Below are 26215 nucleotides of genomic sequence, written 5' to 3'. Positions count from 1 at the left end.
ACCACCTCCCCCGCCTCCGCCGCCACGGCCGCTGCTGCTGAGAATCGCCAGCAGGATCGCGCCGACCGGCAGCCCCATGCGATTGCACAGCCACAATACGCCGATCAACAGAATAAACAGGCCAATGGAAAACCCGGGATTATCCTTGGCAAAGTTGGCGTCCGCGACATGGGCCGGCACCGCTAACGGCTCGCCGCCCACCACCTGCACCATCGCCGCCACACCGTCGCTGATGCCCTGGCTGAAATTGCCGGCCTTGAACTTGGGTGCAATCACCTGGTTGATGATCACCCACGACTGCGCATCGGTGAGCACGCCTTCCAGGCCATAGCCGACTTCGATGCGCAATTTGCGCTCATCGCGGGCGACGATCAACAGCGCGCCGTTGTCCTTGCCCTTCTGGCCGATGCCCCAGTGGCGGCCCAATTGATAACCGAAGTCCTCAATCGGCACGCCCTGCAAATCGGGCACGGTGACCACCACGACCTGGTTGCCGGTGGTCTGCTCCAGCGCCTGCAACTGTTGCGTCAGCCGTTGGCGCGTGGCCTCGTCCAGCATCTGGGCGTTATCCACCACCCGCCCGGTCAGCGCCGGGAAGGTCAGCGCCGCCTGGGCCACGCCCACGCAGGCTAACAGCCACAGCGCCAGGCCTATCCTTAATAAACGCATCGACACCTCAATGCAGCCTTATTTGAACTTCACTTGCGGCGCTTTATCGGCATCGGCACTGGTGGCTTCAAACGTGGCGCGGATCGGCAGGTCGCTGTACATCACGCTGTGCCACAGACGACCGGGGAAGGTGCGGATCTCGGTGTTGTAGGCCTGCACCGCCTGGATAAAGTCGCGGCGGGCCACAGCGATACGGTTTTCGGTGCCTTCAAGCTGGGATTGCAAAGCCAGGAAGTTCTGGTTGGCCTTCAGGTCCGGGTAGCGCTCGGACACCACCATCAAGCGGCTGAGTGCGCCGCTCAAGCCATCCTGGGCTTGTTGGAACTGCTTGAGTTTTTCCGGGTTGTCGAGGGTGCTGGCATCCACCTGGATCGAGGTGGCCTTAGCCCGCGCTTCGATCACGGCGGTGAGGGTGTCCTGCTCATGGGCGGCGTAGCCCTTGACCACTTCCACCAGGTTGGGGATCAGGTCGGCGCGGCGCTGGTACTGGTTCTGCACCTGGCCCCAGGCGGCCTTGGCCTGTTCATCCAGGGTCGGGATGTTGTTGATCCCGCAACCGCTCAGCACCGTGCTGATCAATAACAGAGCCGCGGCTTTCAAGCCCCAGCGGTAACCTTGTGCTGCTTGCATGGTGTTTCTCCTGACCAATCTTGATGGAATTTGACGACTAACCCTATAAACCACGCGCTTGGGGCATAATCCGCCACCACTGGATTGCGTCGAGCCAATCAGCTACAAAGATGCCCAGCGCGAAAAAGAGTTCAGAGTGTGCTGCATTTATCTGAACAACACCCGAACAACAATAGACGCTCCCCACATTTTGGCCGATCAGCCTCATCGCTGTGCAATGAGCCGAAAAAGGATATTCATGAAGAAGCTGTGCTTGCTCGGCCTTGTCGCCACTCTGGCCACCCAGCCCGTATGGGCAGAAACAACGCCTGTCGCGCTTAAAGACAAGGACGCCTTTGTCAGCGACCTGCTCAAGCAGATGACCCTGGACGAAAAGATCGGCCAGTTGCGCCTGATCAGCATCGGCCCCGAGATGCCGCGCGAGCTGATCCGCAAGGAAATCGCCGCCGGCCGCATCGGTGGCACGTTCAACTCCATCACCCGCCCGGAAAACCGTCCGATGCAGGACGCGGCCATGCGCAGCCGGCTGAAGATCCCGATGTTCTTCGCCTACGACGTGATCCACGGCCACCGCACGATTTTCCCGATCAGCCTGGCCCTGGCGTCCAGCTGGGACATGGACGCCATCGGCCGCTCCGGGCGCATCGCCGCCCAGGAAGCCGCCGCCGACAGCCTCGACATCACCTTCGCGCCGATGGTCGACATCTCCCGCGACCCACGCTGGGGCCGCACCTCCGAAGGTTTCGGCGAAGACACCTACCTGGTCTCGCGGATTGCCGAAGTGATGGTCAAGGCGTTCCAGGGCGTGAGCGCCGCGAATGCCGACAGCATCATGGCCAGCGTCAAGCACTTCGCCCTGTATGGCGCGGTGGAAGGTGGGCGTGACTACAACGTGGTCGACATGAGCCCGGTCAAGATGTACCAGGACTACCTGCCGCCGTACCACGCGGCAATCAAGGCCGGCTCCGGCGGCGTGATGGTGGCGCTGAACTCGATCAACGGCGTGCCCGCCACCGCCAACACCTGGCTGATGAACGACCTGCTGCGCAAGGACTGGGGCTTCAAGGGCCTGGCCGTGAGCGACCATGGCGCGATCTTCGAGCTGATCAAGCATGGCGTGGCCAAGGACGGGCGTGAAGCCGCCAAGCTGGCGATCAAGGCCGGCATCGACATGAGCATGAACGACTCGCTGTACGGCAAGGAATTGCCCGGCCTGCTCAAATCCGGCGAGATCGAGCAGAGCGACATCGACAACGCCGTGCGCGAAGTGCTCGGCGCCAAGTACGACATGGGTCTGTTCAAGGACCCGTACCTGCGCATCGGCAAGGCCGAGGATGACCCGGCCGACACCTACGCCGAAAGCCGCCTGCATCGCAGCGAGGCGCGCGACATCGCACGCCGCAGCCTGGTCCTGCTGAAAAACCGCAACAACACCCTGCCACTGAAAAAATCCGCGACCATCGCCCTGGTCGGCCCGCTGGCCAAGGCACCGATCGACATGATGGGCAGTTGGGCCGCCGCCGGCAAACCGGAACAATCGGTCACCCTGCTCGACGGCTTGAACGCGGTGATCGGCGAAAAAGGCAAGATCATCTATGCCCGTGGCGCCAACATCACCAATGACAAGGCCGTGGTCGACTACCTGAACTTCCTCAACTTCGATGCCCCGGAAGTGGTGGATGACACCCGCCCCGCCCAAGTGATGATCGACGAGGCCGTCAAGGCCGCCAAGGATGCCGATGTGGTAGTCGCTGCCGTAGGTGAGTCCCGTGGCATGTCCCACGAATCCTCCAGCCGCACCGACCTGAACATCCCGCAAAGCCAGCGCGACCTGATCAAGGCCCTCAAAGCCACCGGCAAACCGCTGGTACTGGTGCTGATGAACGGCCGCCCGCTGTCGATTCTTGAAGAGAACCAACAGGCGGACGCGATTCTGGAGACCTGGTTCGCCGGCACCGAAGGCGGCAACGCCATCGCCGACGTGCTGTTTGGTGACTACAACCCGTCGGGCAAGCTGCCGATCACCTTCCCACGCTCGGTGGGGCAGATTCCGACCTACTACAACCACCTGACCATCGGCCGGCCGTTCACCCCAGGCAAGCCGGGCAACTACACCTCGCAGTATTTCGATGACACCACAGGGCCACTGTTTCCGTTCGGCTATGGCTTGAGCTACACCACGTTCAGCCTGTCGGACATGGCGCTGTCGTCCACCACCCTGAACAAGACCGGCAAGCTCGACGCCAGTGTGACGGTGACCAACACCGGCAAGGTGGACGGTGAAACGGTCGTGCAGTTGTATATCCAGGACGTGTCCGGCTCGATGATCCGCCCGATCAAGGAGCTGAAGAACTTCCAGAAAGTCATGCTCAAGGCCGGCGAGGAGCGCACGCTGCACTTCACCATCACCGAGGACGACTTGAAGTTCTACAACACCCAGCTCAAGTTCGCCGCGGAACCGGGCGAGTTCAATGTGCAGATCGGGCTGGATTCGCAGGATGTGCAGCAGCAGACTTTCGAGTTGCTGTAACCCACGCAGCCCCCTCTTGCGTTGAAGAGGGGGCTTGTTGGGTCGCCGCATCGCCTCGCGCCTGTTTCTGTCAGCACAAAGTCACGTTTCCTTCTCCCCCTAAGCTGCTGCCTACATCTCACCCCCCGCCTGCTCGCACACCCTGTCCACCCTGAATCAGTGTGCAGGTGCACTATGTCGTCGACGAAAAACGCCCCACGGGCCATTAACAAAGCCCTCCTTTATTCACTCGCGCTGTGCATGCTCGCAAGTTTGCCGGGCATACCCGTTGAAGCCGCGAACTACAGCGAACAGGGGGAGCTGCACGACGCCGCCAGCTGGCGCAGCGATGAGTTCAAAAAAAGCTGGGGGCTGGGCGCCATCGGTGCCGATTACGCCTATGCCAGGGGGTTGAGTGGCGCCGGGGTACACGTGGGGGTCTACGATTCCGGCAGCGACTTGCGCCATGACGAGTTTGCCGGCAAACCGCATTCCGGCGTGCGCCTGGCAGACCCTGGATGCAAAAGCGATACGGTACTGTTCGGTGGCTGCTTCTTCAGTGAGGGTGATCGTTCCGCCGTGGAGCTGCTTGAGACACTACCGCCTGAGGCTTTGCTTGCAGTGGAGGAGGGAATTGCCAACGGTGATTTCACCCGCGAACAAGTGGATGCCTACCTTAGAAAACAAGGGGCCCGCTATGATTCGCATGGCACCTTCGTGGCCGCCAACATACTCGCCAACCGAAATGGCGCCGGGGCCCATGGCGTAGCCTTCGCAGCCAACCTGAGTGCGCTGCGCAGGTTCAGCAACACTTACCAGGACGGCCCCGGTGTGCCAACGTACAGTGTTGATAGTCCTACGCCGGAGGCAGTCAAGGCCGCCTATGCCCAACTGCACGAGCAAAATGTGCGAGTGGTCAACCATAGCTGGGGGCCTCGCAACCCAGTGGCGGATGAAGCTGAGCTGGACATGGAATTGAACCGCGGCTATGTCGAACCAAAGGCCATCGCCGACGCAGCCGTCAAATACGGGATACTCCAAGTATGGGCAGCGGGCAATACACTCACCCCCAACGCAACGCCGCAAGCAGCACCCTTTGCCGGGTTTCTTCCCAGCCTGCCGCGTGCGGTCGCCGAACTCGAGCGCTATTGGTTGAGCGTGGTCAACGTCAATCAGGCGCTGACCTTGAGCGATCGCTCGTTCCGCTGTGGCTTCAGTAAGGACTGGTGCCTGGCGGCGCCGGGAACGGACATCACCTCGGCCTGGGTCACAGGCTCCATAAACACCGAAACCCACTATAGTAAGGAAGGCGACGCCGACGGTTTCAAAGTGATCGGCGACAACCCCGAATTTGCAGACTTCACCGCTTCCGGCACCTCTTTCGCCGCGCCTCACGTAACCGGTGCGCTGGCTCTGCTGATCGAGCGCTTCCCTTACCTCGACAACCCGCAAATTCGCGATGTGCTGCTGACCACGGCCACCGACCTGGGTGAGCCTGGCGTCGACGATGTGTACGGCTGGGGCCTGATAGACCTGAAAAAAGCCATCGACGGGCCCGGCCAACTGCGGGTGGACACGCAGGTAAACATGGACCGCCCCGCCGGCGGCGCGGTGGTATGGCAAGGCGGCGCATGGGACGACTGGCGCAACGATATCAGCGGCCCCGGGCGCCTGGAAAAAAGCGGCGCCGGTTGGTTGCTCCTGAGCGGCAATAACAGCTTTGCCGGGGCCACGCTCAACGCAGGCATTCTGGAGCTGGCCGGCAGCAACACCCTCAAGGGCGATGTGAACCTCGAAGGCGGCGTTCTGCGCCTGAACGGCTCCCTGGCCGTCGAGGGTGACTACCGCCAAGCGCCCGGCGCCACCTTGATGACTGGCCTGGTCGCCCAGGACTGGCCGGCAAAACTGCAGGTCGATAACCAGGCCACTGTCAACGGCGGCACGCTGTACCTGAGCGCACAACCCGGCACCTACCCATTGGGCCAGCAATACAGCATCCTCCAGGCAAAAGGTGCCGTGAGCGGCGAGTTTGCCGCGATCGACCACCGAGAGTTTTCGCCCTTCCTCAGCGTTTCCCAAGTCAAACAAGCCAATAGCCTGCTGGTCGAGTTTGCCCGTGGAAGGCCACTGGCTTCTGCGGCAAACACCGCCAACCAACGCGCCGTCGCCACGGCCGCCGACGCTCAAGCCGCGCCGACCCCGCTGCTGCAGCGCCTCACCGCACTGTTCCCCGAGCAGGCCCCCTCGGCCCTGGACCAACTGAGCGGCGAGCTGCATGCCAGTACCCAAGCGGCACTGATCGAAAACAGCCGGGTAGTGCGTGAAGCCGTACTCGACCGGCAGCGTAACGCCCATGGCCGTAGCGCTACCGAGGCCGAAGCACTGAACGAGGGCGCCTGGGTGCAACTGCCGCGCCAGACCGGCCAGCTGCAAGGCGATAGCAACACCGCCCGCGCGTCCCACAGCAGCACGGGCCTGTTGGTCGGGTTCGATCACCGACTGGAACAAGGCACACGCGTGGGGGTGGTTGCGGGCAGCAGCACAGGCGAAGTGAAGGCCGGCGCTCGCGGCAAAGCGAGTGTCGACAGCTACCAATTGGGCCTGCACGTGGGGCACAGCTGGGACGCTCTGGGCCTGTACGGCGGCATCGCCTACGCGCAGCATCAGATCGCAACCAAGCGCCGAGTCAGCTTCCCAGGCGTGGAGAATCGGCTGTCTGCCGACTACACCAGCCGTACCGTGCAGGCGTTCGCCGAGGCCAACTATCGCTTTAATCACGGTTTCTGGGATTGGCAGCCCTACCTGCAACTGGCCACTGTGCAACAGCGCAGCGACGGCTTCACCGAACGCGGCGGCATGGCGTCACTGCGCGGCCAACGCTCGAACGACAGTGTCAAGCTGACCACCGGCGGTGTGCGCGTGAACCTCGACCTGGCCCAGGCACAGACCGGCCCGTCATGGTTGAGCCTGCGTGGCGGCCTGGCCTATACCCATGCCGGCGGCGATCGACAATCGGCCACTCAAGTGGCCTGGGATGGCGGCCACGCCTTCAAGGTCAGCGGCGCCCCGTTGGATCGGCTCAGCACCCGACTGGAGCTGGGCGCCACCGCGCGCTTGAGCCGCAACAGCGCGCTGGACCTGGGTTTCAGCCAACAGCGCGGCGAGCGTTCACGGGACCAGAACATCACGGCGCAGTATTCGTTGCAGTTCTAAACCGCGTAAGTAACCAAAGGCGGGGGCACCCTACCCTCGCCGATCCAACAGGTTGACCACCAACCTATCGACCCACCCCCACAACCTCTGCTTCACCCGCCGCCACAGCGGCCGGGACTTCCACGCCTCCAGGCTCACCGCCTGGCTTTGGGCAAAATCGCGCTCGAAACTGCCCGCCACTGCCCGCGTCAACTCAGGATCCAACGCTTCCAGATTGGCTTCCAGGTTGAAGCGCAAATTCCAATGGTCGAAATTGCACGAACCGATGCTGACCCAATCGTCCACCAGCACCATCTTCAGGTGCAAAAAGCACGGCTGGTATTCAAAGATCAGCACCCCCGAACGCAGCAACCGCGGGTAATAACGGTGCCCGGCGTAACGCACCGACGGGTGATCGGTACGCGGGCCGGTGAGCAGCAGGCGTACATCGACGCCGCGCCCCGCTGCCCGGCGTAACGCGCGACGCACGCTCCAAGTCGGCAGGAAGTATGGGGTGGCCAGCCAGATACGCTGCTGGCTGCTGTTCAAGGCGCGGATCAGCGATTGCAGGATGTCGCGATGCTGACGGGCGTCGGCATAGGCAACCCGCCCCAGGCCCGGCCCGGTCGCGGGCACCTTGGGCAAACGTGGCAAACCAAAGTGGGTGGCGGGTTTCCACTCGCGACGGGCGGCGTTGGCGTGCCATTGACGGTCGAACAGCGCCTGCCAATCCAGCACCAGCGGGCCGCTGATCTGCACCATCACTTCATGCCAGTCGGCGGTGTCCTGGCCCGGCGTCCAGAACTCATTTGTCACACCGGTGCCGCCAACCACCGCGATACCCTGGTCGATCAGCAACACCTTGCGGTGGTCACGGTACAGGTTGCGCATCCAGCGCCGCCAGCTCAGGCGGTTATAGAACCGCAGCTCCACACCCGCGTCGGTCAGGCGCTTGCGCAGCCCGAGGGTAAACGCGAGGCTGCCGTAGTCATCGAACAGGCAACGCACCCGTACCCCGCGCTCGGCGGCGAGTACCAACGCTTGCACCATGGCCTCGGCACAGGCGCCAGCTTCCACCAGGTACAGCTCAAGATCGACCTGTCGCTCAGCCCGCGCTATGCCCACCAACATCTGCGGAAAGAAACTCGGCCCGTCGATCAGCAACTCGAAACGATTGGCGCTGCGCCACGGAAACACCGCGCCGCCCATGTCAGCGCGCCGTGAAAATCAGCACCGCACCCACCGGCACCGACAAACTGATCGATTTGAGCCCTGCGGCCTTGCGCAGCGTGGCCACGCCTGGCGCGAGGTCGAAATCCTCGGCATGCAGCACCACCGGCTCCAGGGTCACTACCTGGAAGCGGCGGTCGTCCAGGCGCGTCGTAAGGAGCTCGGCGCTGTAGGTCTGGGTTTTGCCGTGCAACGTCACTGAAAGCGGAAGGCGCAATTCCAATTGCGCACCGGGAGCCAGGTCATTGATTGGCTGCAGGTTGATCTGCGCGCTGATCAGCGCTTCGGGGAAAGTTTTGATTTCGAACAACTGGTTTCGCATGCGCTCATCGCGCAGCGGGATGCCGCTGTTGACCGACTCCAGCTCCACCTCCATGTGCGCCGCGCCCTTGCCGTCGACCTTGCCGTGCAGCACCAGAAAGCGCTGAACCTCGGCGATTTCGGTGTTTTTGGTGGTGACGAACGACAGGCGTGAGGATTCGTTATCCAGGTACCAGTCGGCATGGGCAGGCACGGCGGCGGCGGCCAGCAGTGAAAAAGCCAGCGGCTTGAATAGAGAAGCGTTGAACATAAAGACTCGGAGGGCGAAAAACCTGCACGAACCTTAAGCGCAATCTAATGAACGGTGCAAATCCAAATGTGGGAGCGGGCTTGCTCGCGAATGCGGTGGATCAGTTACCTATACTTGGCTGACCCACTGCATTCGCGAGCAAGCCCGCTCCCACAGGGGTTCTGGTGTTTCAAGGATTCAAGCGGCAACCTTGGCGGTCGCCCAGCCAGCGTGCGGAATGGGTACGCCCCAACCCGCTGGCCGTCACTTCACTGCGCTCCGGGTTATCGCTGAACGCACTGGTCGGCACGTACTGCTTCACATAACCCCGACAATACTCCGCCGGATTATTCATCACATACCGGCACGAGCAATACTCCTTGGCCGTATACGCCGCGATGATGTCGGGGAACGCTTGCAGGTTGACGCGCTCGTGCCAGATCCAGCCCAGCAAGGCGAGCAGCAGCACAAGAAACAGGCAGATAAACGGGCGACGGCGGATCATGGTTGCACCGCCGCGATCACGCGTTTGAGCAGTTCGTTATGGCGATACGTGCCGTCGCGGTCGTCGCCGTAGCGCACGATCACCAGGCGTTCATCGGGCATCACGTACAGCGCCTGGCCCCAGTGGCCGAGGGCGGCGAAGGTGTCGGCGGGTGCGTCGGGCCAGGGCCTCGGGGTGCCTTGGTTGAGCCACCAATGGCCACCGGGGACGGCTTCGTCCTGGCCGGTTTTGTATCTGGCGAACGGTTGGCGGTTGAAGGCGACCCATGCCTTGGGCAGCAGTTGTTGATCGCCCCAGCGTCCATCCCGTGCCATCAGCAGGCCGACACGCGCCAGATCGCGGGCGGTGAGGTAGGCGTAGGAAGAGGCAACAAAGGTTTCGTCGGCGTCGGTTTCCCAGGTGGCGTTGCGGATGCCCAAAGGCTTGAAGAGTGCGTCCCAGGGGTAGCTCATGTAGGCCTTGAGGCCAAGCATGCCCTTGAGCGCGGCGGACACCAGGTTGCTGTCGCCACTGGAGTAGCGAAAGGCCTGACCCGGTGCACTGAAGGTGCCCATGCCGGCGGTGAACTCCGCCATGTCGGCGCGGCCACGGGTATACAGCATCGCCACCACTGAGGATTTCAGCGGCGCGTATTCGTAGTCTTCCTGCCAGTCCAGGCCCGAGGCCCAGTGCAGCAGGTCGGCCATGGTCACCGTCGGGTGCTGCTTCATCGGCGGGTAAAACCGCGCCACCGGGTCGGTCAACTTGAAGCGATTATCGCCGTAGGCCACGCCCAGCACGGTGGCCATCAGGCTTTTGCTGATGGACCAGGTCAGGTGCGGCGTGCTGGCAGTGGTGGGCGCGGCATAACGTTCATAGACCACCACGCCGTCGCGAATCACCAGCAACGCGTCGGTGCGAATGCCTTGGCGGGTGGCGTCGTCCCGGGCGGGGAAAGCGTAAGCCTCCAAGGCATCGACAGCGGGACCCGTGAGCAGTGCGCCCTTGGCCCAGTCCTTATCGGGCCAGGCTTCGGCATGGGCGGTAACGGTGACGAACAGCAGCACAACGCACAGCAGGCCTCTGACCATGGACGCAAACTCAAGGGGGCATTCAAGCCCGCGAGCGTAGCCTGCGCCGATGACAGATTTGCGACATGGCAGGCTGTCATCCAAGCGTCACCATAACTTCACGGAGATGACACCGGGCCTCCATAGCCTGACTTTGGACAACAAAGTCGACCGGCCGAAATCGTGGCCGGCACTCGGAGACTCGCCATGACTCAGATCGCCCGCATCAGCGACACCGGCAATGAACGCCGCCTGCAAGCCGAACGCCTGATCGGCGCACAGGCGTTGCAGGAAGCCCAGGCCCTGCGGTTCAACGTGTTCAGCGGCGAATTCAACGCCAAGCTGAAAGGCGCTGAGCTGGGCCTGGACATGGATGACTATGATGTTCACTGCAGCCACATCGGCGTGCGGGATTTGAACAGCGGTCGACTCGTCGCCACCACCCGTTTGCTCGACCACCAGGCCGCCAGCACCCTGGGGCGGTTCTACAGCGAGGAAGAGTTCAGCCTGCACGGTCTACGGCACTTGCAAGGCCCGATCCTGGAGATCGGCCGCACCTGCGTCGACCCGGCCTACCGCAATGGCGGCACCATCGCCGTGTTGTGGGGCGAGTTGGCCGAAGTGCTCAACCAGGGCGGCTACAGCTACTTGATGGGTTGCGCGAGCATTCCGATGCACGACGGCGGCATCCAGGCCCACGCGATCATGCAACGCCTGCGCGAACGCTACCTGTGCAACGAACACTTGCGCGCCGAGCCGAAAAAACCGCTGCCGGCGCTGGACCTGCCGTCCAACGTGATCGCCGAAATGCCGCCGCTGCTCAAGGCCTACATGCGCCTGGGCGCGAAGATCTGCGGCGAGCCGTGCTGGGATGAAGATTTCCAGGTGGCCGACGTGTTCATCCTGCTCAAGCGTGATGAGTTGTGCCCCCGCTATGCCCGCCACTTCAAGGCGGCCATGTGATGGGCCGCCTGCGTGTGTACGGGCGCATCGCCCGCGTACTGGTGGTGGTGGCGCTGGGCCTGAGCATGGCCAGTGTGTTTGGGGTGTTCGAGCGCCTGGGCATCGCCAACTCGATGGCGCGGCGTCAGCGCTGGTCGCGTTTTTTCATGGCGCGGCTGACCAACGCCCTGCCCTTTCGCGTGACGGTGCACGGTGAACTGCCGCAAACGCCGATGCTGTGGGTGAGCAATCACGTGTCGTGGACCGACATTCCACTGCTGGGCATGGTCACGCCGATGTCGTTCCTGTCCAAGGCCGAAGTGCGCACCTGGCCAGTCGCGGGCTGGCTGGCGGCCAAGGCCGGCAGCCTGTTTATCCGCCGCGGTTCGGGCGACAGCCAGTTGATCCGCAAGCAGATGACCCGCCACCTGGAACACGCGCATCCGTTGCTGATGTTCCCGGAAGGCACCACCACCGACGGGCGCAGCCTGCGCACCTTCCACGGGCGTTTGCTGGCCAGTGCAATCGATGCGGATGTGTCGCTGCAACCGGTGGCGATCCGTTACCTGCGCGATGGGCAGGTGGACCCGTTGGCACCCTTTATCGGCGATGATGATTTGCTCTCGCACCTGATGCGTTTGTTCGCCAATGATCAGGGTGACGTGGAGATCCATGTGCTCAAGCCGATTGCCTGCGCCGGGCAGGAGCGCGCGGCGCTGGCGTATCAGGCACAGCAGGCGGTGCAGAAGGCGTTGTTTGAGCCGGTGCCGGAGGCGGAGCAGATCGCGGTTCGACCGGCATTCGCGGCGTAAAGCGGGCACGGTTGAAAAAATGTGGGAGCTGGCTTGCCTGCGATGGCGGTGGGTCAGCAAAAAAATCATCAACTGGCAGACCGCTATCGCAGGCAAGCCAGCCTCCCCCATTTAGACCTTTGTGATCAGTTGGGTTTTGGCAAAGGCCTGCAGTTCGGGATAGAACATCCGAAAGTCTTCACTCAACGGCTCATACAAAACGCGCAATTCCTGCATCGCAAACCCCAGCTCCTCCGGCTGCGTCAGCCGCCGCGAAATCCCCCGCAACACCTGCTCCATCACCGCGAACTCGCGGTACGAACCCAACCAGTCGTCCGCCGCCATATACGGTGCAATCTGCGCCAGCCGCCCGGGCAATTGCGGCTCGGCCGCCAGCACGCGGTACACCTGCGCAGTGAAGCGCTCCAACGGCTGGTCGGCATACTGTGCCCAGTCCCGCGCCAGGCAGTGGTCGAAAAACACATCGAGGACGATCCCGGCATAGCGCCTGCGGGTCAGGCTGAAGCGTGACAGCGCCTCCCCCACCAACGGATGGCTGTCGGTGAAGCGGTCGATCGAGCGGTGCAACTGGATGGCCGCTTCGATTGGCGGACTGAACTGGCCCTGCAGGCGGCCTTTGACGAAATCGCCATACAGGCTGCCCAGCAGTTGCGCAGGAAGGTGACCGCCCAGGTGCAGATGTGCGAGATAATTCATGGCGCGCAGTCTAGCACTGCCGACAACGTATCGTTATAACCCGATATACCGATTCAGTCTGATCTCAGATCAAAATCATATTGGTATATCGGGATAGACCGATTTAAAGTTCGCCTCATCGCGATATAACGCTGTACGACACCGAGCACCTGCCATGTCCATCGACCTCGACGAAATAATAAAAGCCCTGGCGCACCCGGTACGACGAGACATCCTCACCTGGCTCAAAGACCCGAAAGTGCAGTTTCCCGAGCAACTGCACAACCACGAATACGGCATCTGCGCCGGGCAGATCGACCAGCGCTGCGGCTTGTCCCAGTCGACCGTGTCGGCCCACCTGGCCACCTTGCAACGGGCGGGATTGATCAGCAGCCAGAAGGCCGGCCAGTGGCACTTTTTCAAACGCAACGAGGCGACCATCCAGGCCTTCCTCGCTGCGCTCATCACTGAACTGGGCGCTGACGACACCGCGGCGCTGTAAGCTAAGGAAACGATAATGCCCCTCTCGCTGCTCATACTGGCCCTCAGCGCCTTCGCCATCGGCACCACCGAGTTCGTCATCATGGGCCTGCTGCCCGATGTGGCGGCGGACCTGGGCGTGTCGATTCCCGGCGCCGGCTGGCTGGTGACCGGCTACGCCTTGGGCGTGGCCATTGGCGCACCCTTCATGGCGTTGGCCACCGCCAGGCTGCCGCGCAAGGCAGCCCTGGTAGCGTTGATGGGAATCTTCATTGTCGGCAACCTGCTGTGCGCCCTGGCCAGTGACTACAACGTGCTGATGTTTGCGCGTGTCGTCACCGCGCTGTGCCACGGCGCTTTCTTTGGTATCGGTTCAGTCGTAGCGGCCAACCTGGTGCCGGCCAACAAGCGTGCGTCGGCCGTGGCCTTGATGTTCACCGGCCTGACCCTGGCCAACGTGCTCGGCGTTCCGCTGGGTACCGCACTGGGCCAGGAAGCCGGCTGGCGCTCGACCTTCTGGGCGGTGACGGTGATTGGCGTGATCGCCTTGATCGGCCTGATCCGCTTCCTGCCGGCCAAGCGCGATGAAGAAAAGCTCGATATGCGCGCCGAACTCGCCGCCCTCAAGGGCGCGGGCATCTGGCTGTCGCTGAGCATGACCGCGCTGTTCGCCGCGTCCATGTTCACCCTCTTCACCTATGTTGCGCCGCTGCTGGGCGATGTCACCGGCGTGTCGCCCAAGGGCGTGACCTGGACGCTGCTGCTGATCGGCCTGGGCCTCACCGTGGGCAACATCATTGGCGGCAAGCTGGCGGACAAACGCCTGGCCGCCACCCTGATCGGCGTGTTCATCAGCATGGCGGTGGTGTCCACGGCGTTGAGCTGGACCAGCATCGCCGTGATCCCCACCGAAATTACCTTGTTCCTGTGGGCCACCGCCTCGTTCGCCGCCGTGCCTGCGCTGCAGATCAACGTGGTGACCTTCGGCAAGGCCGCGCCGAACCTGGTGTCGACCCTCAACATCGGCGCCTTCAACATCGGCAACGCCCTCGGCGCCTGGGTCGGCGGCAGTGTGATCGCCCACGGTTTCGGCCTGACCAGCGTGCCGTTGGCCGCGGCGGCCCTGGCGATCCTGGCGCTGGTGGTGACCTTGATTACCTTCCGTCAGGGCGGCAATGCCGACCTGGCCCCTGTGACTAACTGATCAAACTCAAAGAAAGGTGCATCCCATGACGACTATTTTCGATCCGATCACACTGGGCGACCTGGAACTGTCGAACCGCATCATCATGGCGCCGCTGACCCGCTGCCGTGCCGACGCCGGTCGCGTACCCAATGCGCTGATGGCCGAGTACTACGTGCAACGCGCATCCGCCGGGCTGATCCTCAGCGAAGCCACCTCAGTCACGCCAATGGGCGTGGGCTACCCCGACACGCCAGGCATCTGGTCCAACGACCAGGTACGCGGCTGGGCCAACATCACCAAGGCGGTACATGGCGCGGGCGGCAAGATCTTCCTGCAACTGTGGCATGTGGGCCGCATCTCGCATGAGTCCTACCTGAACGGCGAAACCCCGGTGGCTCCGAGTGCGATCCAGCCCAAAGGCCACGTCAGCCTGGTTCGCCCGCTGGCCGACTACCCGACCCCGCGCGCGCTGGAAACCGCTGAAATCGCCGACATCGTCGACGCCTACCGCACCGGTGCCGAGAATGCCAAGGCCGCCGGTTTCGATGGCGTGGAAATCCACGGCGCCAACGGCTACCTGCTGGACCAGTTCCTGCAGAGCAGCACCAACCAGCGCACCGACCAATACGGCGGCTCCCTGGAAAATCGTGCGCGCCTGCTGTTGGAAGTCACCGACGCCGCCATTGAAGTCTGGGGCGCCGGCCGCGTGGGCGTGCACCTGGCACCGCGTGCCGATTCCCACGACATGGGCGACGACAATCTGGCCGAAACCTTCACCTACGTCGCCCGCGAACTGGGCAAGCGCGGCATTGCCTTCATCTGCTCGCGTGAAAAGGAAGGTGCGGACAGCCTTGGCCCACAACTGAAGAAGGCTTTCGGCGGTGTGTACATCGCCAACGAACGCTTCACCAAGGACAGCGCCAATGCCTGGCTGGCCGAAGGCAAGGCGGACGCAGTGGCCTGGGGCGTGCCATTCATCGCCAACCCTGATCTGCCGGCGCGCTTGAAGGCGGATGCGCCGTTGAACGAGGCGCGTCCGGAGACTTTCTATGCCAAGGGTCCGGTGGGGTATATCGACTATCCAACGCTCGCGCTGTAATCGCCTGAAACCCTATATCAAATGTGGGAGCGGGCTTGCTCGCGAAGACTGAGTGTCAGTCACTGAGTATTCGACTGATACACCGCCTTCGCGAGCAAGCCCGCTCCCACATTTGTAATGTGCTCGGCCAGGTACATTGCTTCACAGAACCGAAACAAAATCGCTACAAAATACTTAGGCGGCTTCCTACCAACTGCCCGCCAGCCCGTATATAAAGTCATCCCACCTATCAGGCAGAAGGACGATTGACTGTCCTTGGGCTTTACTGTTGACACAACCTGATGCAATTACGCATTTTGTCTCAATTGCGCAGGCTGGGGCTCCAGCGCAGCATGTCCAGCCCTGCGTCCACCCAGCGTTCGGCATCCTGATGCAGCTGGAAACTGTCGGGAACCAACAGCCACTGGCCGATCAGCCCATTGATGTACGCGTGAATGCACACCGCGCCACGGGTGGTATCGAGATTTTCAGGAAGCTGCCCGCGATGGACCGCGTTACGCAATGTCAGGCCGATGCGCAGGTTGCATTCCAGGGTGTGGGTCTGGCGCTGGCGGCGCATGTCACACATTTCATCGGTGAATTCGCACTTATGAAACAGGATCTCGTTGATGCGCCGGGTTTTCGGGTCCAGGGCCACTTGATGGAACAAATGAATCAACAGTTTGCGCATGCAGCCCAGCGGATCGAGCTCATCCTCGCTCTCACTTGCCCTGGCGAGCTCGTCCAGCGGCTCATGCAGCGTGTCGAGCAGCGCCTGCAGCAGGTCGGATTTATTGCTGAAATGCCAATAGATAGCGCCCCGCGTCACGCCGGCCAGCGCGGCGATGTCCGCCAGCGTCGTGCGCGCAACGCCGCGCGCATAGAAGGCTTGCTCGGCGGCATCGAGAATCTGGTTGCGCGTTTCCTGAGCTTCCTCTTTGGTACGACGAACCATGGCAGTAAAACCTCAATCAGGGCACTTGAGACAATCGTTAACGCAGCATTAATGCCCGGTCACGATCATCTGAATATTTGTGGGACGACACCGTCATGGGTGCCGAACGTAATGGAATCGAGGCGTTGCGCGTTGCTTTGTCAACATTGCGCGAAGCCTGTCAAGAGTTTACAAACAACCATGAACGTAAGTATATTGCGTAGCAAGCTACTTATCTACTCACCGTTTGTTTTTTACCCTTCCACACTTCTTGTGCGCACCCTGCGCGCCTGACCCGAGGATCTTCATGCAACTTAAGCCAGCTGTTACCGCTCTGGTCACTGCCGTCGCCCTGGCATCGCTGCTCAGCGGATGTAAAAAGGAAGAAGCGGCTCCGCCCGCTCAAACCCCTCAGGTCGGCGTGGTCACCCTACAACCGCAAGCCTTTACCCTGACGACAGAGCTGCCGGGCCGCACCACCGCCTACCGCATCGCGGAAGTTCGCCCCCAGGTCAACGGCATCATTCTCAAGCGCCTGTTCAAGGAAGGCGCGGACGTGAAGGAAGGGCAACAGCTCTACCAGATCGACCCGTCGGTGTATGAAGCCACCCTGAAAAGCGCGCAAGCCACCCTGACCCAGACCAAATCCATCACCGACCGCTACAAGCAACTGGTCGATGAACAAGCCGTGAGCCGCCAGGAATACGACACCGCTGTGGCCAACCGCATGACGGCGGAAGCCAACGTTCAAACCGCGCAGATCAACGTGCGATACACCAAGGTGTACGCGCCGATCTCCGGGCGTATCGGCCGTTCTTCGGTGACCGAAGGCGCGCTGGTCAGCAACGGCCAGGCCGACTCCATGGCCGTGATCCAGCAACTGGACCCGATCTACGTCGACGTCACGCAGTCTTCGGCCGAAATGCTGAAACTGCGCCGCGACCTGGAAAGCGGCCAGCTGGAGAAAGCCGGCGCGAATGCCGCCAAGGTCAAGCTCACGCTGGAAGACGGCAGTGAGTACGGCCAGGACGGCAAGCTGGAGTTCTCCGAAGTGTCGGTCGATCAGACCACCGGCTCGGTAACCCTGCGCGCCGTGTTCCCCAACCCCGATCACACCCTGCTGCCGGGCATGTTCGTGCACGCCCAGTTGCAGGCTGGCGTGAACAGCAAGGCGATCCTGGCACCGCAGCAAGGCGTGACCCGCGACCTGAAGGGTACCCCGACGGCGCTGATCGTGAATGCCGACAACAAGGTCGAGCAGCGTGAGCTGGTGGCCAACCGTACTTACGGCGCCTACTGGCTGGTGGAGAAAGGCTTGAACGCCGGTGACCGTGTGATCACCGAAGGCTTGCAGTACGTCAAGCCGGGCGCCGAGGTCAAGGTCAAGGAGGCTGACAACGCCAAGCCTGCCGGTTCCGCTGCTCCTGCCGCCGCTGCCGGCAAAGGGGAGTAATCCATGTCGAAATTTTTTATCGACCGTCCCATTTTCGCCTGGGTAATTGCCCTGGTGATCATGCTGGTCGGGGCACTGTCGATCCTGAAGTTGCCCATCAACCAATACCCGGCCATCGCGCCAACCGCCATCGACATCCAGGTGGCCTACCCAGGCGCGTCCGCACAAACCGTGCAGGACACCGTGGTGCAGGTGATCGAGCAACAGCTCAACGGTATCGACAACCTGCGTTATGTGTCCTCGGACAGTAACTCCGACGGCAGCATGACCATCACCGTGACGTTCAACCAGGGTACCAACCCGGACATCGCGCAGGTTCAGGTGCAGAACAAGCTGAACCTGGCCACCCCCTTGCTGCCGCAGGAAGTGCAGCAGCAGGGTATCCGCGTCACCAAGTCAGTGAAGAACTTCCTGATGGTGATCGGTCTGGTGTCCGAAGACGGCAGCATGACCAAGGACGACCTGTCCAACTACATCGTGTCCAACATCCAGGACCCGATTTCGCGGACCGCAGGTGTGGGTGACTTCCAGGTGTTCGGTTCGCAGTACGCGATGCGCATCTGGCTCGACCCGGCCAAGCTGAACAACTACCAGCTCACGCCGGTGGACGTCAGCGCCGCGATCCAGGCGCAGAACGTGCAGGTAGCCACCGGCCAGTTGGGCGGTTTGCCTGCCCTGCCCGGCACTCAGCTGAACGCTACCATCATCGGCAAGACTCGCCTGCAGACCGCAGAGCAGTTCGGCAACATCCTGATGAAGGTCAACACCGACGGTTCCCAGGTTCGCCTCAAGGACGTCGCGCGTATCGAACTGGGCGGCCAGACCTACAGCATCAGCGCGCAGTTCAACGGCAACCCGGCTTCGGGCATGGCGATCAAGCTGGCTGCCGGCGCCAACGCATTGGACACGGCCAAGGCCATCCGCGAAACGGTGAAATCCCTTGAGCCGTTCTTCCCGCCTGGCATGAAGGCGGTGGTGCCGTATGACACCACCCCCGTGGTGACCGAATCGATCTCCGGTGTGGTGCACACCCTGGTCGAGGCGATCGTGCTGGTGTTCCTGGTGATGTTCCTGTTCCTGCAGAACTTCCGCGCCACCATCATCACCACCATGACGGTGCCGGTGGTCTTGCTGGGTACCTTCGGGATCCTGGCCGCTTTCGGCTTTACCATCAACACCCTGACCATGTTCGGCATGATCCTGGCCATCGGCCTGCTGGTGGACGACGCCATCGTGGTGGTGGAAAACGTCGAGCGGGTGATGGCCGAGGAACACCTGTCGCCCAAGGAGGCGACGGTCAAGTCCATGGGCCAGATCCAGGGCGCCCTGGTGGGTATTGCCCTGGTGCTGTCGGCGGTACTGCTGCCGATGGCGTTCTTTGGCGGCTCCACCGGCGTGATCTACAAACAGTTCTCCATCACCATCGTTTCGGCCATGGCGTTGTCGGTACTGGTTGCACTGATTTTCACCCCGGCGCTGTGCGCCACCATGCTCAAGCCGATCGACCCGGAAAAGCACGGCCAACCCAAGCGCGGCTTCTTCGGCTGGTTCAACCGCACCTTCGACCGTGGCGTACTGAGCTACGAGCGCGGCGTGGGCAACATGATCAAGCACAAGATCCCGGCGTTCCTGGTGTACCTGCTGATCTTCGCCGGCATGATCTGGCTGTTCATGCGCATCCCTGCCGCGTTCCTGCCCGATGAAGACCAGGGCGTGATCTTTGCCCAGGTGCAGACGCCGGTCGGTTCGACGGCCGAGCGTACGCAAAAAGTCATCGACGACATGCGTATCTACCTGCTCAACGACAAGGAAGGCGAGCCAGGCGAAGGCAAAGGCGTGAAATCGGTATTCACCGTGAACGGCTTCAACTTCGCCGGTCGTGGCCAAAGCTCGGGCCTGGCGTTCGTGATGCTCAAGCCGTGGGATGAGCGTGATGCGTCCACGTCGGTATTCGAAATTGCCAAGCGTGCCCAAGGCTACTTCATGCAGACCTTCCAGGACGCCATGGTGTTTGCCATCGTGCCGCCGTCCGTACTGGAGCTGGGTAACGCCACCGGTTTCGACGTGTTCCTGCAAGACCAGGGCGGTGTCGGCCATGAGAAGTTGATGGCGGCGCGTAACCAGTTCCTGGGCATGGCGGCGCAGAGCAAGATCCTGGCCGGTGTGCGCCCCAACGGCGTGAACGATGAGCCGCAATACGAGCTCACCGTGGACGACGAAAAGGCCAGCGCCCAAGGCATCACGCTGTCCAACATCAACCAGACCCTGGCGATTGCCCTGGGCGGCAGCTACGTCAACGACTTCATCGACCGTGGCCGCGTGAAGAAAGTCTACGTGCAAGGTGAAGCGGCCAGCCGCATGTCGCCCGAAGACTTGAACAAATGGTACGTGCGCAGCGACTCCGGGAAGATGGTGCCGTTGTCGGCCATCGCCTCGGGCAAGTGGATCTACGGCTCGCCCAAGCTCTCGCGTTATAACGGTGTGGCGGCGATGGAAATCCTCGGCACCCCGGCGCCGGGCTACAGCACCGGTGACGCCATGGACGAAGTCGAACGCATCGCCAAGCAACTGCCGGCGGGCATCGGCTACGCCTGGACGGGCCTGTCGTACGAAGAACGCCTCTCCGGCTCCCAGGCGCCTGCGCTGTACGCCCTGTCGCTGCTGGTGGTGTTCCTGTGCCTGGCGGCGCTGTACGAAAGCTGGTCGATCCCGATCGCGGTGGTGCTGGTCGTGCCGTTGGGCGTGGTGGGTGCGTTGATCGCCACCAGCATGCGCGGGTTGTCCAACGACGTGTTCTTCCAGGTGGGCCTGTTGGTGACGGTGGGCCTCGCGGCGAAAAACGCCATTCTGATCGTGGAGTTCGCCAAAGAGCTCCACGAACAAGGCAAGGGCATCGTCGAAGCCGCCATCGAAGCCTCGCGGATGCGTCTGCGCCCGATCATCATGACGTCCATGGCGTTCATCCTCGGCGTACTGCCGTTGGCGATCTCCTCGGGCGCGGGTTCAGGCAGCCAGCACGCCATCGGTACCGGCGTGATTGGCGGTATGATCACGGCCACTGTACTGGCGATCTTCTGGGTGCCGTTGTTCTTTGCAACCGTGTCCGCCATCGGCGACCGCAAACCGAAAGAAACCAAGCAAACTCCTAAAGAGGCTGGCCAATGAGCAAGTCGCTACTCTCCCTAGCCGTCACCGCCTTCGTGCTCAGTGGCTGCTCGCTGATACCTGACTACCAGCGCCCCGAAGCGCCGGTGGCGGCACAGTTCCCGCAGGGCCCGGCGTATTCGTCGGCCCAGGCGCCGAACCAGGCCGCTGCCGAGCAGGGCTGGAAGCAGTTTTTCCACGACCCTGCCCTGCAACAGCTGATCCAGACCGCGCTGGTGAACAACCGTGACCTGCGCGTCGCGGCCCTGAACATCGACGCTTACGCGGCGCAGTACCGCATCCAGCGCGCCGACCTGTTTCCGGCCATTTCGGCCACGGGCAGCGGCAGCCGCCAGCGGGTCCCGGCGCGTGCCTCGCAGACCGGTGAAGCCGGCATCACCAGCCAGTACTCGGCCACCCTCGGGATCAGCTCTTACGAGCTGGACCTGTTCGGCCGCGTGCGCAGCCTGAGTGAGCAAGCGCTGCAACAGTACTTTGCGACTGAAGAAGCGCGCCGCAGCACCCAGATCAGCCTGGTGGCCAACGTGGCCAATGCCTACCTGACCTGGCAGGCCGACAAGGAACTGCTCAAGCTCACCCAGGACACCCTGGGCGCGTTCGAGCAGAGCTTCAAGCTCACCTCGCGCAGCAACGAAGTCGGCGTGGCGTCGGCCCTCGACCTGAGCCAGGCGCGCACCTCGGTGGAAAACGCCCGCGTGCAGCTGGCCCGGTATACGCGCCAGGTCGCCCAGGACGAAAACAGCCTGACCCTGCTGCTGGGCACTGGCCTGCCGGCGAATATCGCCAGCAAGCCGCTGTCGGATGACCTGCTCAGCGAAGTACCGGCCGGGTTGCCCTCGGACCTGCTGCAACGTCGTCCCGATATCATGCAGGCCGAGTACAACCTCAAGGCGGCCAACGCCAACATCGGCGCGGCCCGTGCCGCGTTCTTCCCGAGCATCAGCTTGACGGCCAACGCCGGCACCCTGAGCCCGGACCTGGGCGGCCTGTTCAAAGGCGGCTCGGGCACCTGGTCGTTCGCGCCGCAGATCAACATCCCGATCTTCAACGCCGGCAGCCTGCGCGCCAGCCTGGATTACTCCAAGATCCAGAAAGAGATCAACGTGGCGAACTACGAAAAGGCGATCCAGACTGGCTTCCAGGAAGTCTCCGACGGCCTCGCCGCGCGTGAGACCTACCAGCAGCAACTGGAGGCCCAGCGTGGTTTCGTCGCGGCCAACCAGGATTACTACCGCCTGGCCGAGCGTCGCTACCGCATCGGTGTCGACAGCAACCTGACGTTCCTCGATGCCCAGCGCCAGTTGTTCAGCGCCCAGCAGTCGCTGATCACCGACCGCCTGGCCCAGCTGACCAGCGAGGTCAACCTGTACAAGGCCCTCGGCGGTGGCTGGAACGAGCAGACCGCACAGAACGAGCAGTCGAAACAGGAAGCACCGGCGCTGAAGTTGTTCTGATGCTGTTGTAAAAAGTAACGCCGTTGCAAACAAAACCGTCTCCCTCACCGGAGGCGGTTTTTTTATGCCTGACTTACCGGCTGTAGTGAGCGGGCTTGCCCCGCGCTGGGTGGCGAAGCCGCCCCAATAGGATCACGTAGGGGTATCAGGTTAATTTGAGGCGCCTGGATTAGGGCCGCTTGCAGCCCAGCGCGGGGCAAGCCCGCTCACTACAAATCTGTGATCCATGCAACGTCAGTTGCCTTGCTTTCCCTTCAACCTTTCGGGGTAAAATTGGTAACAGATTCTTACAGACCACAGAGGGAGCTTGTCGTAATGATCGTAGGAATCGACCTGGGGACCACCAACAGTCTCGCTGCCGTCTGGCGCGGCGATGCCGCCGAAATGGTGCCCAATGCCCTTGGCCAACTGCTGACCCCAAGCGTGGTCGGGCTGGATGATCAGGGCCGTGTCCTGGTAGGCCAGGCCGCGAAAGAGCGCCTGCACACCCATCCCCACCTGACCACTTCGCTGTTCAAACGCTACATGGGCAGCGCCACCGAAGTTCGCCTGGGCGACCGCTCGTTCCGTCCGGAAGAACTGTCCGCGCTGGTGCTCAAAAGCCTCAAGGAAGACATCGAGCGCACCTACGGCCAGACCGTCATCGAAGCCGTGATCAGCGTGCCCGCCTACTTCAGCGACGGGCAACGCAAGGCCACGCGCATCGCCGGTGAACTGGCCGGGCTCAAGGTCGAAAAGCTGATCAACGAACCCACGGCCGCCGCCCTCGCCTACGGCCTGCATCAGCGCGACAAGGAAACCTCGTTCCTGGTCTTCGACCTGGGTGGCGGTACGTTCGACGTGTCGATCATCGAGCTGTTCGACGGCGTGATGGAAGTGCGCGCCAGCGCGGGCGACAACTTCCTCGGTGGCGAAGACTTCGACACCCTGTTGCTGGAGCACTTCGTTGACAGCCAGCGCAACGCCCAAGGCTTCCCGCCCACCCGCAGCGTGCTGCAAGCACTGCGCCGTGAAGCCGAGCGCGTGCGCAAGGCCTTGGGCCAGGACGAGAGCGCCGACTTCGCCCTGCGCGTCGACGGCCAGCAATGGGTGAAAACCATCACCCAGCAGGAACTGGCCAAGCTCTACACGCCGTTGCTCGAACGCCTGCGCGCGCCCATCGAACGGGCCCTGCGTGATGCGCGGATTCGGGTCGGCGACCTCGATGAAATCCTGCTGGTGGGCGGCACCACGCGCATGCCGTTGGTGCGCAAACTCGCCGCCGGTCTGTTCGGACGCTTCCCGTCCATCAGCCTCGACCCGGACCAGGTGGTCGCCCACGGCGCCGCGATCCAGGCTGCGCTCAAGGCCCGCTCCGCCGCACTCGAAGAAGTGGTGCTGACCGACGTGTGCCCCTACACCCTGGGCATCGAAACCTCGAACCAGTACGGCAGCCATATCGAAAGCGGCCACTACCTGCCGTTGATCGAGCGCAACAGCAGCGTGCCGGTGAGCCGGGTCAAAAGCGTGGTCACCTTGCATGATGACCAGCAGCACGTACTGCTGAAGATCTACCAGGGCGAAAGCCGCCTGGTCAAAGACAATATCGAACTGGGCCAACTGGACATTCCCGTCCCCAAACGCAAGGCCGGGGAAGTCTCGCTGGACGTGCGCTTCACTTACGACAACAACGGCCTGCTGGAAGCCCAGGTGAGCATTCCGCTGACCGGCGAGCAGCACTCGCTGGTGATCGAGAACACCCCTGGCGTGCTCAGCCCGGATCAAATCCAGCAACGCCTGCAAGCCTTGGCGCTGTTGAAGATTCACCCGCGCGACCAGCAGGTCAACACCGTGCTCGTTGCGCGCCTGGAACGGCTCTATCAGGAAAGCCTGGGTGAACTTCGCGAGCAGCTTGGGCATTGGGCCGGGCAGTTCCAGCAAGTGCTCGACACCCAGGATGAACGGCGCATTCGCGAAGTGCGCAGTGAATTGACCCGTCAACTTGAGCAACTCGACAACGGGTTCTGGCGCTGAGAGACCACGACATGGAATGTTGGACCCTGCTGCAACTGCCCGACGACGCCGACGAGCGCACCATCAAGCGCAGCTATGCGCGCCTGCTCAAAAACTGCCGGCCGGATGACGACGCGGCAGGCTTCCAGCGACTGCGTGAGGCCTATGAAGAAGCACTGGCCTACGCACGCTGGCGAGCCGACGCGCAAGAGGAGCAACCCGTCGCTGCAACGCCGATTGCCGAACCCGCCTACGCCAACCTCAACGACCTCGCCGAGCTGATGGACGTCAGCGTTCTGCAACCTGCCCCCGTGGAAGCGCCCAAGGCTGACCTCGCGCAGGCACTGCTCAGCGGCCTCAATGCCAACAACTTCATCGAACGCTGGGCCCTGGCCATTCAACAGGACTGCACCGACGCCTACCAGGCGGGCTTGTTGCGTCATTGCTTCGAGCATCCGGGCGAGCGCGTTGCGATCGCCCGTTGGGCAGCGAACCACCTGGAATGGCTGACGCCCTGGCAACAGGTTGCCATGACGCCGTGGCAGCACGACGTGCTCAGCGGCGAGCTGCTGCAGGACTACCGCGCCGGTTTGCAGGCGCTGCTGGAGCAAAAGGCCGAGCGCGAGTTCATCGCCGAACTCACGCACTACAACAACCAGCCGTGGCTGCGGGTGTTCGACCTGCAACAGCAGTGGCAACGCCTTATCCTGCAGCTGCTCCACGACACCACCTGGAGCGTGCCGCTGTTTGAGCGGGTGTGCCAGGTGTTCGGCTGGGACGACCAGAAAGGCGTATACCCGGAGCCGGCCTGGATGTGGCGCGAGCTGGTGTCGCGTTGCGAGCAGGAAAGTTTCTACGCTCACCTGCAAGACAAGGCCCAGGATAAACGGCGCATGTCAGCCGACGCCCTGGCCGCGCGGTTGTTGCTCACGCCGATGACGGCCACGCAGCACAAACGCATGATCGATGGGTTCGGCGAAAACGAGTGGAACGCCTGCCAGCACCTGGCAGACACCTTGACCTGGCGCTACCCGCAACTGGCCGAGCGCGTGGCTCAAGACGACTTGTACTTCTGGCGCAAATTCGTGCCCCGGCCGATCTACACGCAAGTGTTTATCCGGCTGTGGGCTGTCTTCGCACTGGGCATCGGCTTGAGCATCGCCCACGACATACCGAACAAGCTGGATCTGATGTCCGTGTTCATCTTCTTGTTGATGTCGTGCGGACCGGCCATTGTCGGATTTCGCATCACCCAAGCTTGGGCGAACATGAGTTCGGTCTACAGGGTGCCGGATATATGGCTGAGCCAGTACCTGATTCCCAAGCGGCTCAACCCCAACGACTACTGGCTGGTCATACGCCATGGTGTGCCGCAGGTGATCATGCTCATAGCCTGCGGTTTGATGCTCGGGGTGCTGGGCGCGGTGACCTACGCTGGGGCGCTGCTGATCAACCTGCTGCACAAAAAGCGCATCGGCCACATGAGCCACAGATTCAGCCATGACTGGCCCTGGCTGAACGGCCTGCACTGGGCATTCTGGAGCCCCTGGCAAGCGGTGTTCCTGGTGGTGATGGTGGCGTTGATCGTTGCTGCGCAACACTACTTGCCGCAAGTGCCCTGGACCCACTTCGACCTGCCCAAGCGATAACCCTGAATGCCGGGCCCCAGCGCCCGGCAACTTGCGTTCGATCATCGCCCACAACCCGCCC

Annotated in this window: 20 protein-coding genes; 12 read left to right on the top strand and 8 right to left on the bottom strand. The window is 62.5% G+C overall.

Annotation, left to right across the window (positions count from 1 at the left end):
- On the bottom strand, positions 1-669 hold a 669-nt coding region (locus tag H0Z09_RS26395; RefSeq protein ID WP_186694694.1), incomplete at its 3' end, for a YgcG family protein.
- An 18-nt stretch (positions 670-687) separates the two neighbouring features.
- The gene (locus H0Z09_RS26390; RefSeq protein ID WP_010212287.1) at positions 688-1299 is read right to left on the bottom strand and encodes a LemA family protein; all 612 of its coding nucleotides are present in this window, start codon (positions 1297-1299) and stop codon (positions 688-690) included.
- Between the two features lie 238 nt (positions 1300-1537).
- On the opposite strand from H0Z09_RS26390, the gene bglX reads away from it, so the two are divergent.
- Together bglX and H0Z09_RS26380 are read left to right on the top strand one after the other, a co-directional pair.
- Complete coding sequence (gene bglX, locus H0Z09_RS26385) at positions 1538-3829, top strand: beta-glucosidase BglX (RefSeq protein ID WP_186694692.1); 2292 nt, start codon at positions 1538-1540, stop codon at positions 3827-3829.
- A gap of 240 nt (positions 3830-4069) precedes the next feature.
- Positions 4070-7021, top strand: coding sequence for an autotransporter serine protease (locus H0Z09_RS26380; RefSeq protein ID WP_186694689.1), 2952 nt, complete (start codon positions 4070-4072; stop codon positions 7019-7021).
- Between the two features lie 30 nt (positions 7022-7051).
- Here the strand turns inward: H0Z09_RS26380 and H0Z09_RS26375 are convergent, their stop codons facing one another.
- The 4 genes from H0Z09_RS26375 to H0Z09_RS26360 all read right to left on the bottom strand — a co-directional run bounded on the left by H0Z09_RS26375 (position 7052) and on the right by H0Z09_RS26360 (position 10355).
- Positions 7052-8209: a phosphatidylserine/phosphatidylglycerophosphate/cardiolipin synthase family protein gene (locus H0Z09_RS26375; protein WP_186694687.1), complete on the bottom strand. Its 1158-nt coding sequence runs from the start codon at positions 8207-8209 to the stop codon at positions 7052-7054.
- A 1-nt stretch (position 8210) separates the two neighbouring features.
- Positions 8211-8801 (bottom strand): YceI family protein, encoded by a 591-nt coding sequence (locus H0Z09_RS26370; protein WP_186694685.1) that lies wholly within the window; start codon positions 8799-8801, stop codon positions 8211-8213.
- Between the two features lie 169 nt (positions 8802-8970).
- The gene (locus tag H0Z09_RS26365; protein WP_186694683.1) at positions 8971-9285 is read right to left on the bottom strand and encodes an amidase; all 315 of its coding nucleotides are present in this window, start codon (positions 9283-9285) and stop codon (positions 8971-8973) included.
- Positions 9282-10355: a serine hydrolase gene (locus H0Z09_RS26360; RefSeq protein WP_186694681.1), complete on the bottom strand. Its 1074-nt coding sequence runs from the start codon at positions 10353-10355 to the stop codon at positions 9282-9284. Before H0Z09_RS26360 ends, H0Z09_RS26365 begins: the two co-directional genes overlap by 4 nt.
- A 186-nt stretch (positions 10356-10541) precedes the next feature.
- Between H0Z09_RS26360 and olsB the strand changes: the two genes are divergently transcribed.
- Entirely contained in the window at positions 10542-11297 is a 756-nt protein-coding gene (gene olsB, locus H0Z09_RS26355; protein WP_076950140.1) for an L-ornithine N(alpha)-acyltransferase, read from the top strand.
- Positions 11297-12088, top strand: a complete 792-nt coding sequence (locus H0Z09_RS26350; protein ID WP_186694679.1) for a lysophospholipid acyltransferase family protein — start codon at positions 11297-11299, stop codon at positions 12086-12088. The genes olsB and H0Z09_RS26350 overlap by 1 nt, the downstream gene beginning before the upstream one ends.
- 111 nt (positions 12089-12199) lie before the next feature.
- Here H0Z09_RS26350 and H0Z09_RS26345 read toward each other — a convergent pair whose 3' ends face one another.
- The gene (locus tag H0Z09_RS26345) at positions 12200-12784 is read right to left on the bottom strand and encodes an ACP phosphodiesterase (protein ID WP_186694677.1); all 585 of its coding nucleotides are present in this window, start codon (positions 12782-12784) and stop codon (positions 12200-12202) included.
- 154 nt (positions 12785-12938) lie between these two features.
- Between H0Z09_RS26345 and H0Z09_RS26340 the strand changes: the two genes are divergently transcribed.
- From H0Z09_RS26340 to H0Z09_RS26330, 3 genes are read left to right on the top strand one after another with little or no spacing between them, the layout of a single operon-like run.
- Positions 12939-13265, top strand: coding sequence for a helix-turn-helix transcriptional regulator (locus H0Z09_RS26340; RefSeq protein ID WP_186694675.1), 327 nt, complete (start codon positions 12939-12941; stop codon positions 13263-13265).
- 15 nt (positions 13266-13280) lie between these two features.
- Entirely contained in the window at positions 13281-14447 is a 1167-nt protein-coding gene (locus H0Z09_RS26335) for an MFS transporter (protein WP_186694672.1), read from the top strand.
- Between the two features lie 25 nt (positions 14448-14472).
- A complete protein-coding gene (locus H0Z09_RS26330; protein WP_186694670.1) occupies positions 14473-15528 on the top strand; it encodes an alkene reductase in 1056 nt (351 codons plus the stop codon).
- Between the two features lie 301 nt (positions 15529-15829).
- Here the strand turns inward: H0Z09_RS26330 and H0Z09_RS26325 are convergent, their stop codons facing one another.
- Positions 15830-16462, bottom strand: coding sequence for a TetR family transcriptional regulator (locus H0Z09_RS26325; RefSeq protein ID WP_076950130.1), 633 nt, complete (start codon positions 16460-16462; stop codon positions 15830-15832).
- Between the two features lie 286 nt (positions 16463-16748).
- On the opposite strand from H0Z09_RS26325, the gene H0Z09_RS26320 reads away from it, so the two are divergent.
- From H0Z09_RS26320 to H0Z09_RS26300, 5 genes are all read left to right on the top strand, one after another.
- Positions 16749-17894, top strand: coding sequence for an efflux RND transporter periplasmic adaptor subunit (locus H0Z09_RS26320; RefSeq protein WP_169377202.1), 1146 nt, complete (start codon positions 16749-16751; stop codon positions 17892-17894).
- Between the two features lie 3 nt (positions 17895-17897).
- The gene (locus H0Z09_RS26315) at positions 17898-21059 is read left to right on the top strand and encodes an efflux RND transporter permease subunit (RefSeq protein ID WP_186694668.1); all 3162 of its coding nucleotides are present in this window, start codon (positions 17898-17900) and stop codon (positions 21057-21059) included.
- Positions 21056-22513, top strand: a complete 1458-nt coding sequence (adeC, locus tag H0Z09_RS26310; RefSeq protein WP_076950125.1) for an AdeC/AdeK/OprM family multidrug efflux complex outer membrane factor — start codon at positions 21056-21058, stop codon at positions 22511-22513. Before H0Z09_RS26315 ends, adeC begins: the two co-directional genes overlap by 4 nt.
- Before the next feature lie 315 nt (positions 22514-22828).
- Positions 22829-24526 (top strand): molecular chaperone HscC, encoded by a 1698-nt coding sequence (locus H0Z09_RS26305; RefSeq protein ID WP_186694666.1) that lies wholly within the window; start codon positions 22829-22831, stop codon positions 24524-24526.
- Between the two features lie 11 nt (positions 24527-24537).
- Positions 24538-26154, top strand: coding sequence for a J domain-containing protein (locus H0Z09_RS26300; protein ID WP_186694664.1), 1617 nt, complete (start codon positions 24538-24540; stop codon positions 26152-26154).
- The last annotated feature ends 61 nt before the right edge of the window (positions 26155-26215 follow it).

Source organism: Pseudomonas sp. SWRI18, from assembly GCF_014268345.1.
Classification (GTDB): domain Bacteria; phylum Pseudomonadota; class Gammaproteobacteria; order Pseudomonadales; family Pseudomonadaceae; genus Aquipseudomonas; species Aquipseudomonas cedrina.
The sequence above is the reverse complement of the archived record's forward strand: the minus strand, read 5'-3'. Positions and strand labels throughout refer to the sequence as shown.

Excerpts from the sequence above, each read along its gene's own strand:
- H0Z09_RS26345 (WP_186694677.1), bottom strand. The coding sequence starts at position 12,784 with ATGAATTATCTCGCACATCTGCACCTGGGCGGTCACCTTCCTGCGCAA.
- H0Z09_RS26315 (WP_186694668.1), top strand. The coding sequence starts at position 17,898 with ATGTCGAAATTTTTTATCGACCGTCCCATTTTCGCCTGGGTAATTGCC.
- H0Z09_RS26375 (WP_186694687.1), bottom strand. The coding sequence starts at position 8,209 with ATGGGCGGCGCGGTGTTTCCGTGGCGCAGCGCCAATCGTTTCGAGTTG.
- bglX (WP_186694692.1), top strand. The coding sequence starts at position 1,538 with ATGAAGAAGCTGTGCTTGCTCGGCCTTGTCGCCACTCTGGCCACCCAG.
- H0Z09_RS26340 (WP_186694675.1), top strand. The coding sequence starts at position 12,939 with ATGTCCATCGACCTCGACGAAATAATAAAAGCCCTGGCGCACCCGGTA.
- H0Z09_RS26370 (WP_186694685.1), bottom strand. The coding sequence starts at position 8,801 with ATGTTCAACGCTTCTCTATTCAAGCCGCTGGCTTTTTCACTGCTGGCC.
- H0Z09_RS26360 (WP_186694681.1), bottom strand. The coding sequence starts at position 10,355 with ATGGTCAGAGGCCTGCTGTGCGTTGTGCTGCTGTTCGTCACCGTTACC.
- adeC (WP_076950125.1), top strand. The coding sequence starts at position 21,056 with ATGAGCAAGTCGCTACTCTCCCTAGCCGTCACCGCCTTCGTGCTCAGT.
- H0Z09_RS26350 (WP_186694679.1), top strand. The coding sequence starts at position 11,297 with ATGGGCCGCCTGCGTGTGTACGGGCGCATCGCCCGCGTACTGGTGGTG.
- H0Z09_RS26335 (WP_186694672.1), top strand. The coding sequence starts at position 13,281 with ATGCCCCTCTCGCTGCTCATACTGGCCCTCAGCGCCTTCGCCATCGGC.
- H0Z09_RS26390 (WP_010212287.1), bottom strand. The coding sequence starts at position 1,299 with ATGCAAGCAGCACAAGGTTACCGCTGGGGCTTGAAAGCCGCGGCTCTG.
- H0Z09_RS26305 (WP_186694666.1), top strand. The coding sequence starts at position 22,829 with ATGATCGTAGGAATCGACCTGGGGACCACCAACAGTCTCGCTGCCGTC.
- olsB (WP_076950140.1), top strand. The coding sequence starts at position 10,542 with ATGACTCAGATCGCCCGCATCAGCGACACCGGCAATGAACGCCGCCTG.
- H0Z09_RS26365 (WP_186694683.1), bottom strand. The coding sequence starts at position 9,285 with ATGATCCGCCGTCGCCCGTTTATCTGCCTGTTTCTTGTGCTGCTGCTC.
- H0Z09_RS26325 (WP_076950130.1), bottom strand. The coding sequence starts at position 16,462 with ATGGTTCGTCGTACCAAAGAGGAAGCTCAGGAAACGCGCAACCAGATT.
- H0Z09_RS26380 (WP_186694689.1), top strand. The coding sequence starts at position 4,070 with ATGCTCGCAAGTTTGCCGGGCATACCCGTTGAAGCCGCGAACTACAGC.
- H0Z09_RS26300 (WP_186694664.1), top strand. The coding sequence starts at position 24,538 with ATGGAATGTTGGACCCTGCTGCAACTGCCCGACGACGCCGACGAGCGC.
- H0Z09_RS26320 (WP_169377202.1), top strand. The coding sequence starts at position 16,749 with ATGCAACTTAAGCCAGCTGTTACCGCTCTGGTCACTGCCGTCGCCCTG.
- H0Z09_RS26330 (WP_186694670.1), top strand. The coding sequence starts at position 14,473 with ATGACGACTATTTTCGATCCGATCACACTGGGCGACCTGGAACTGTCG.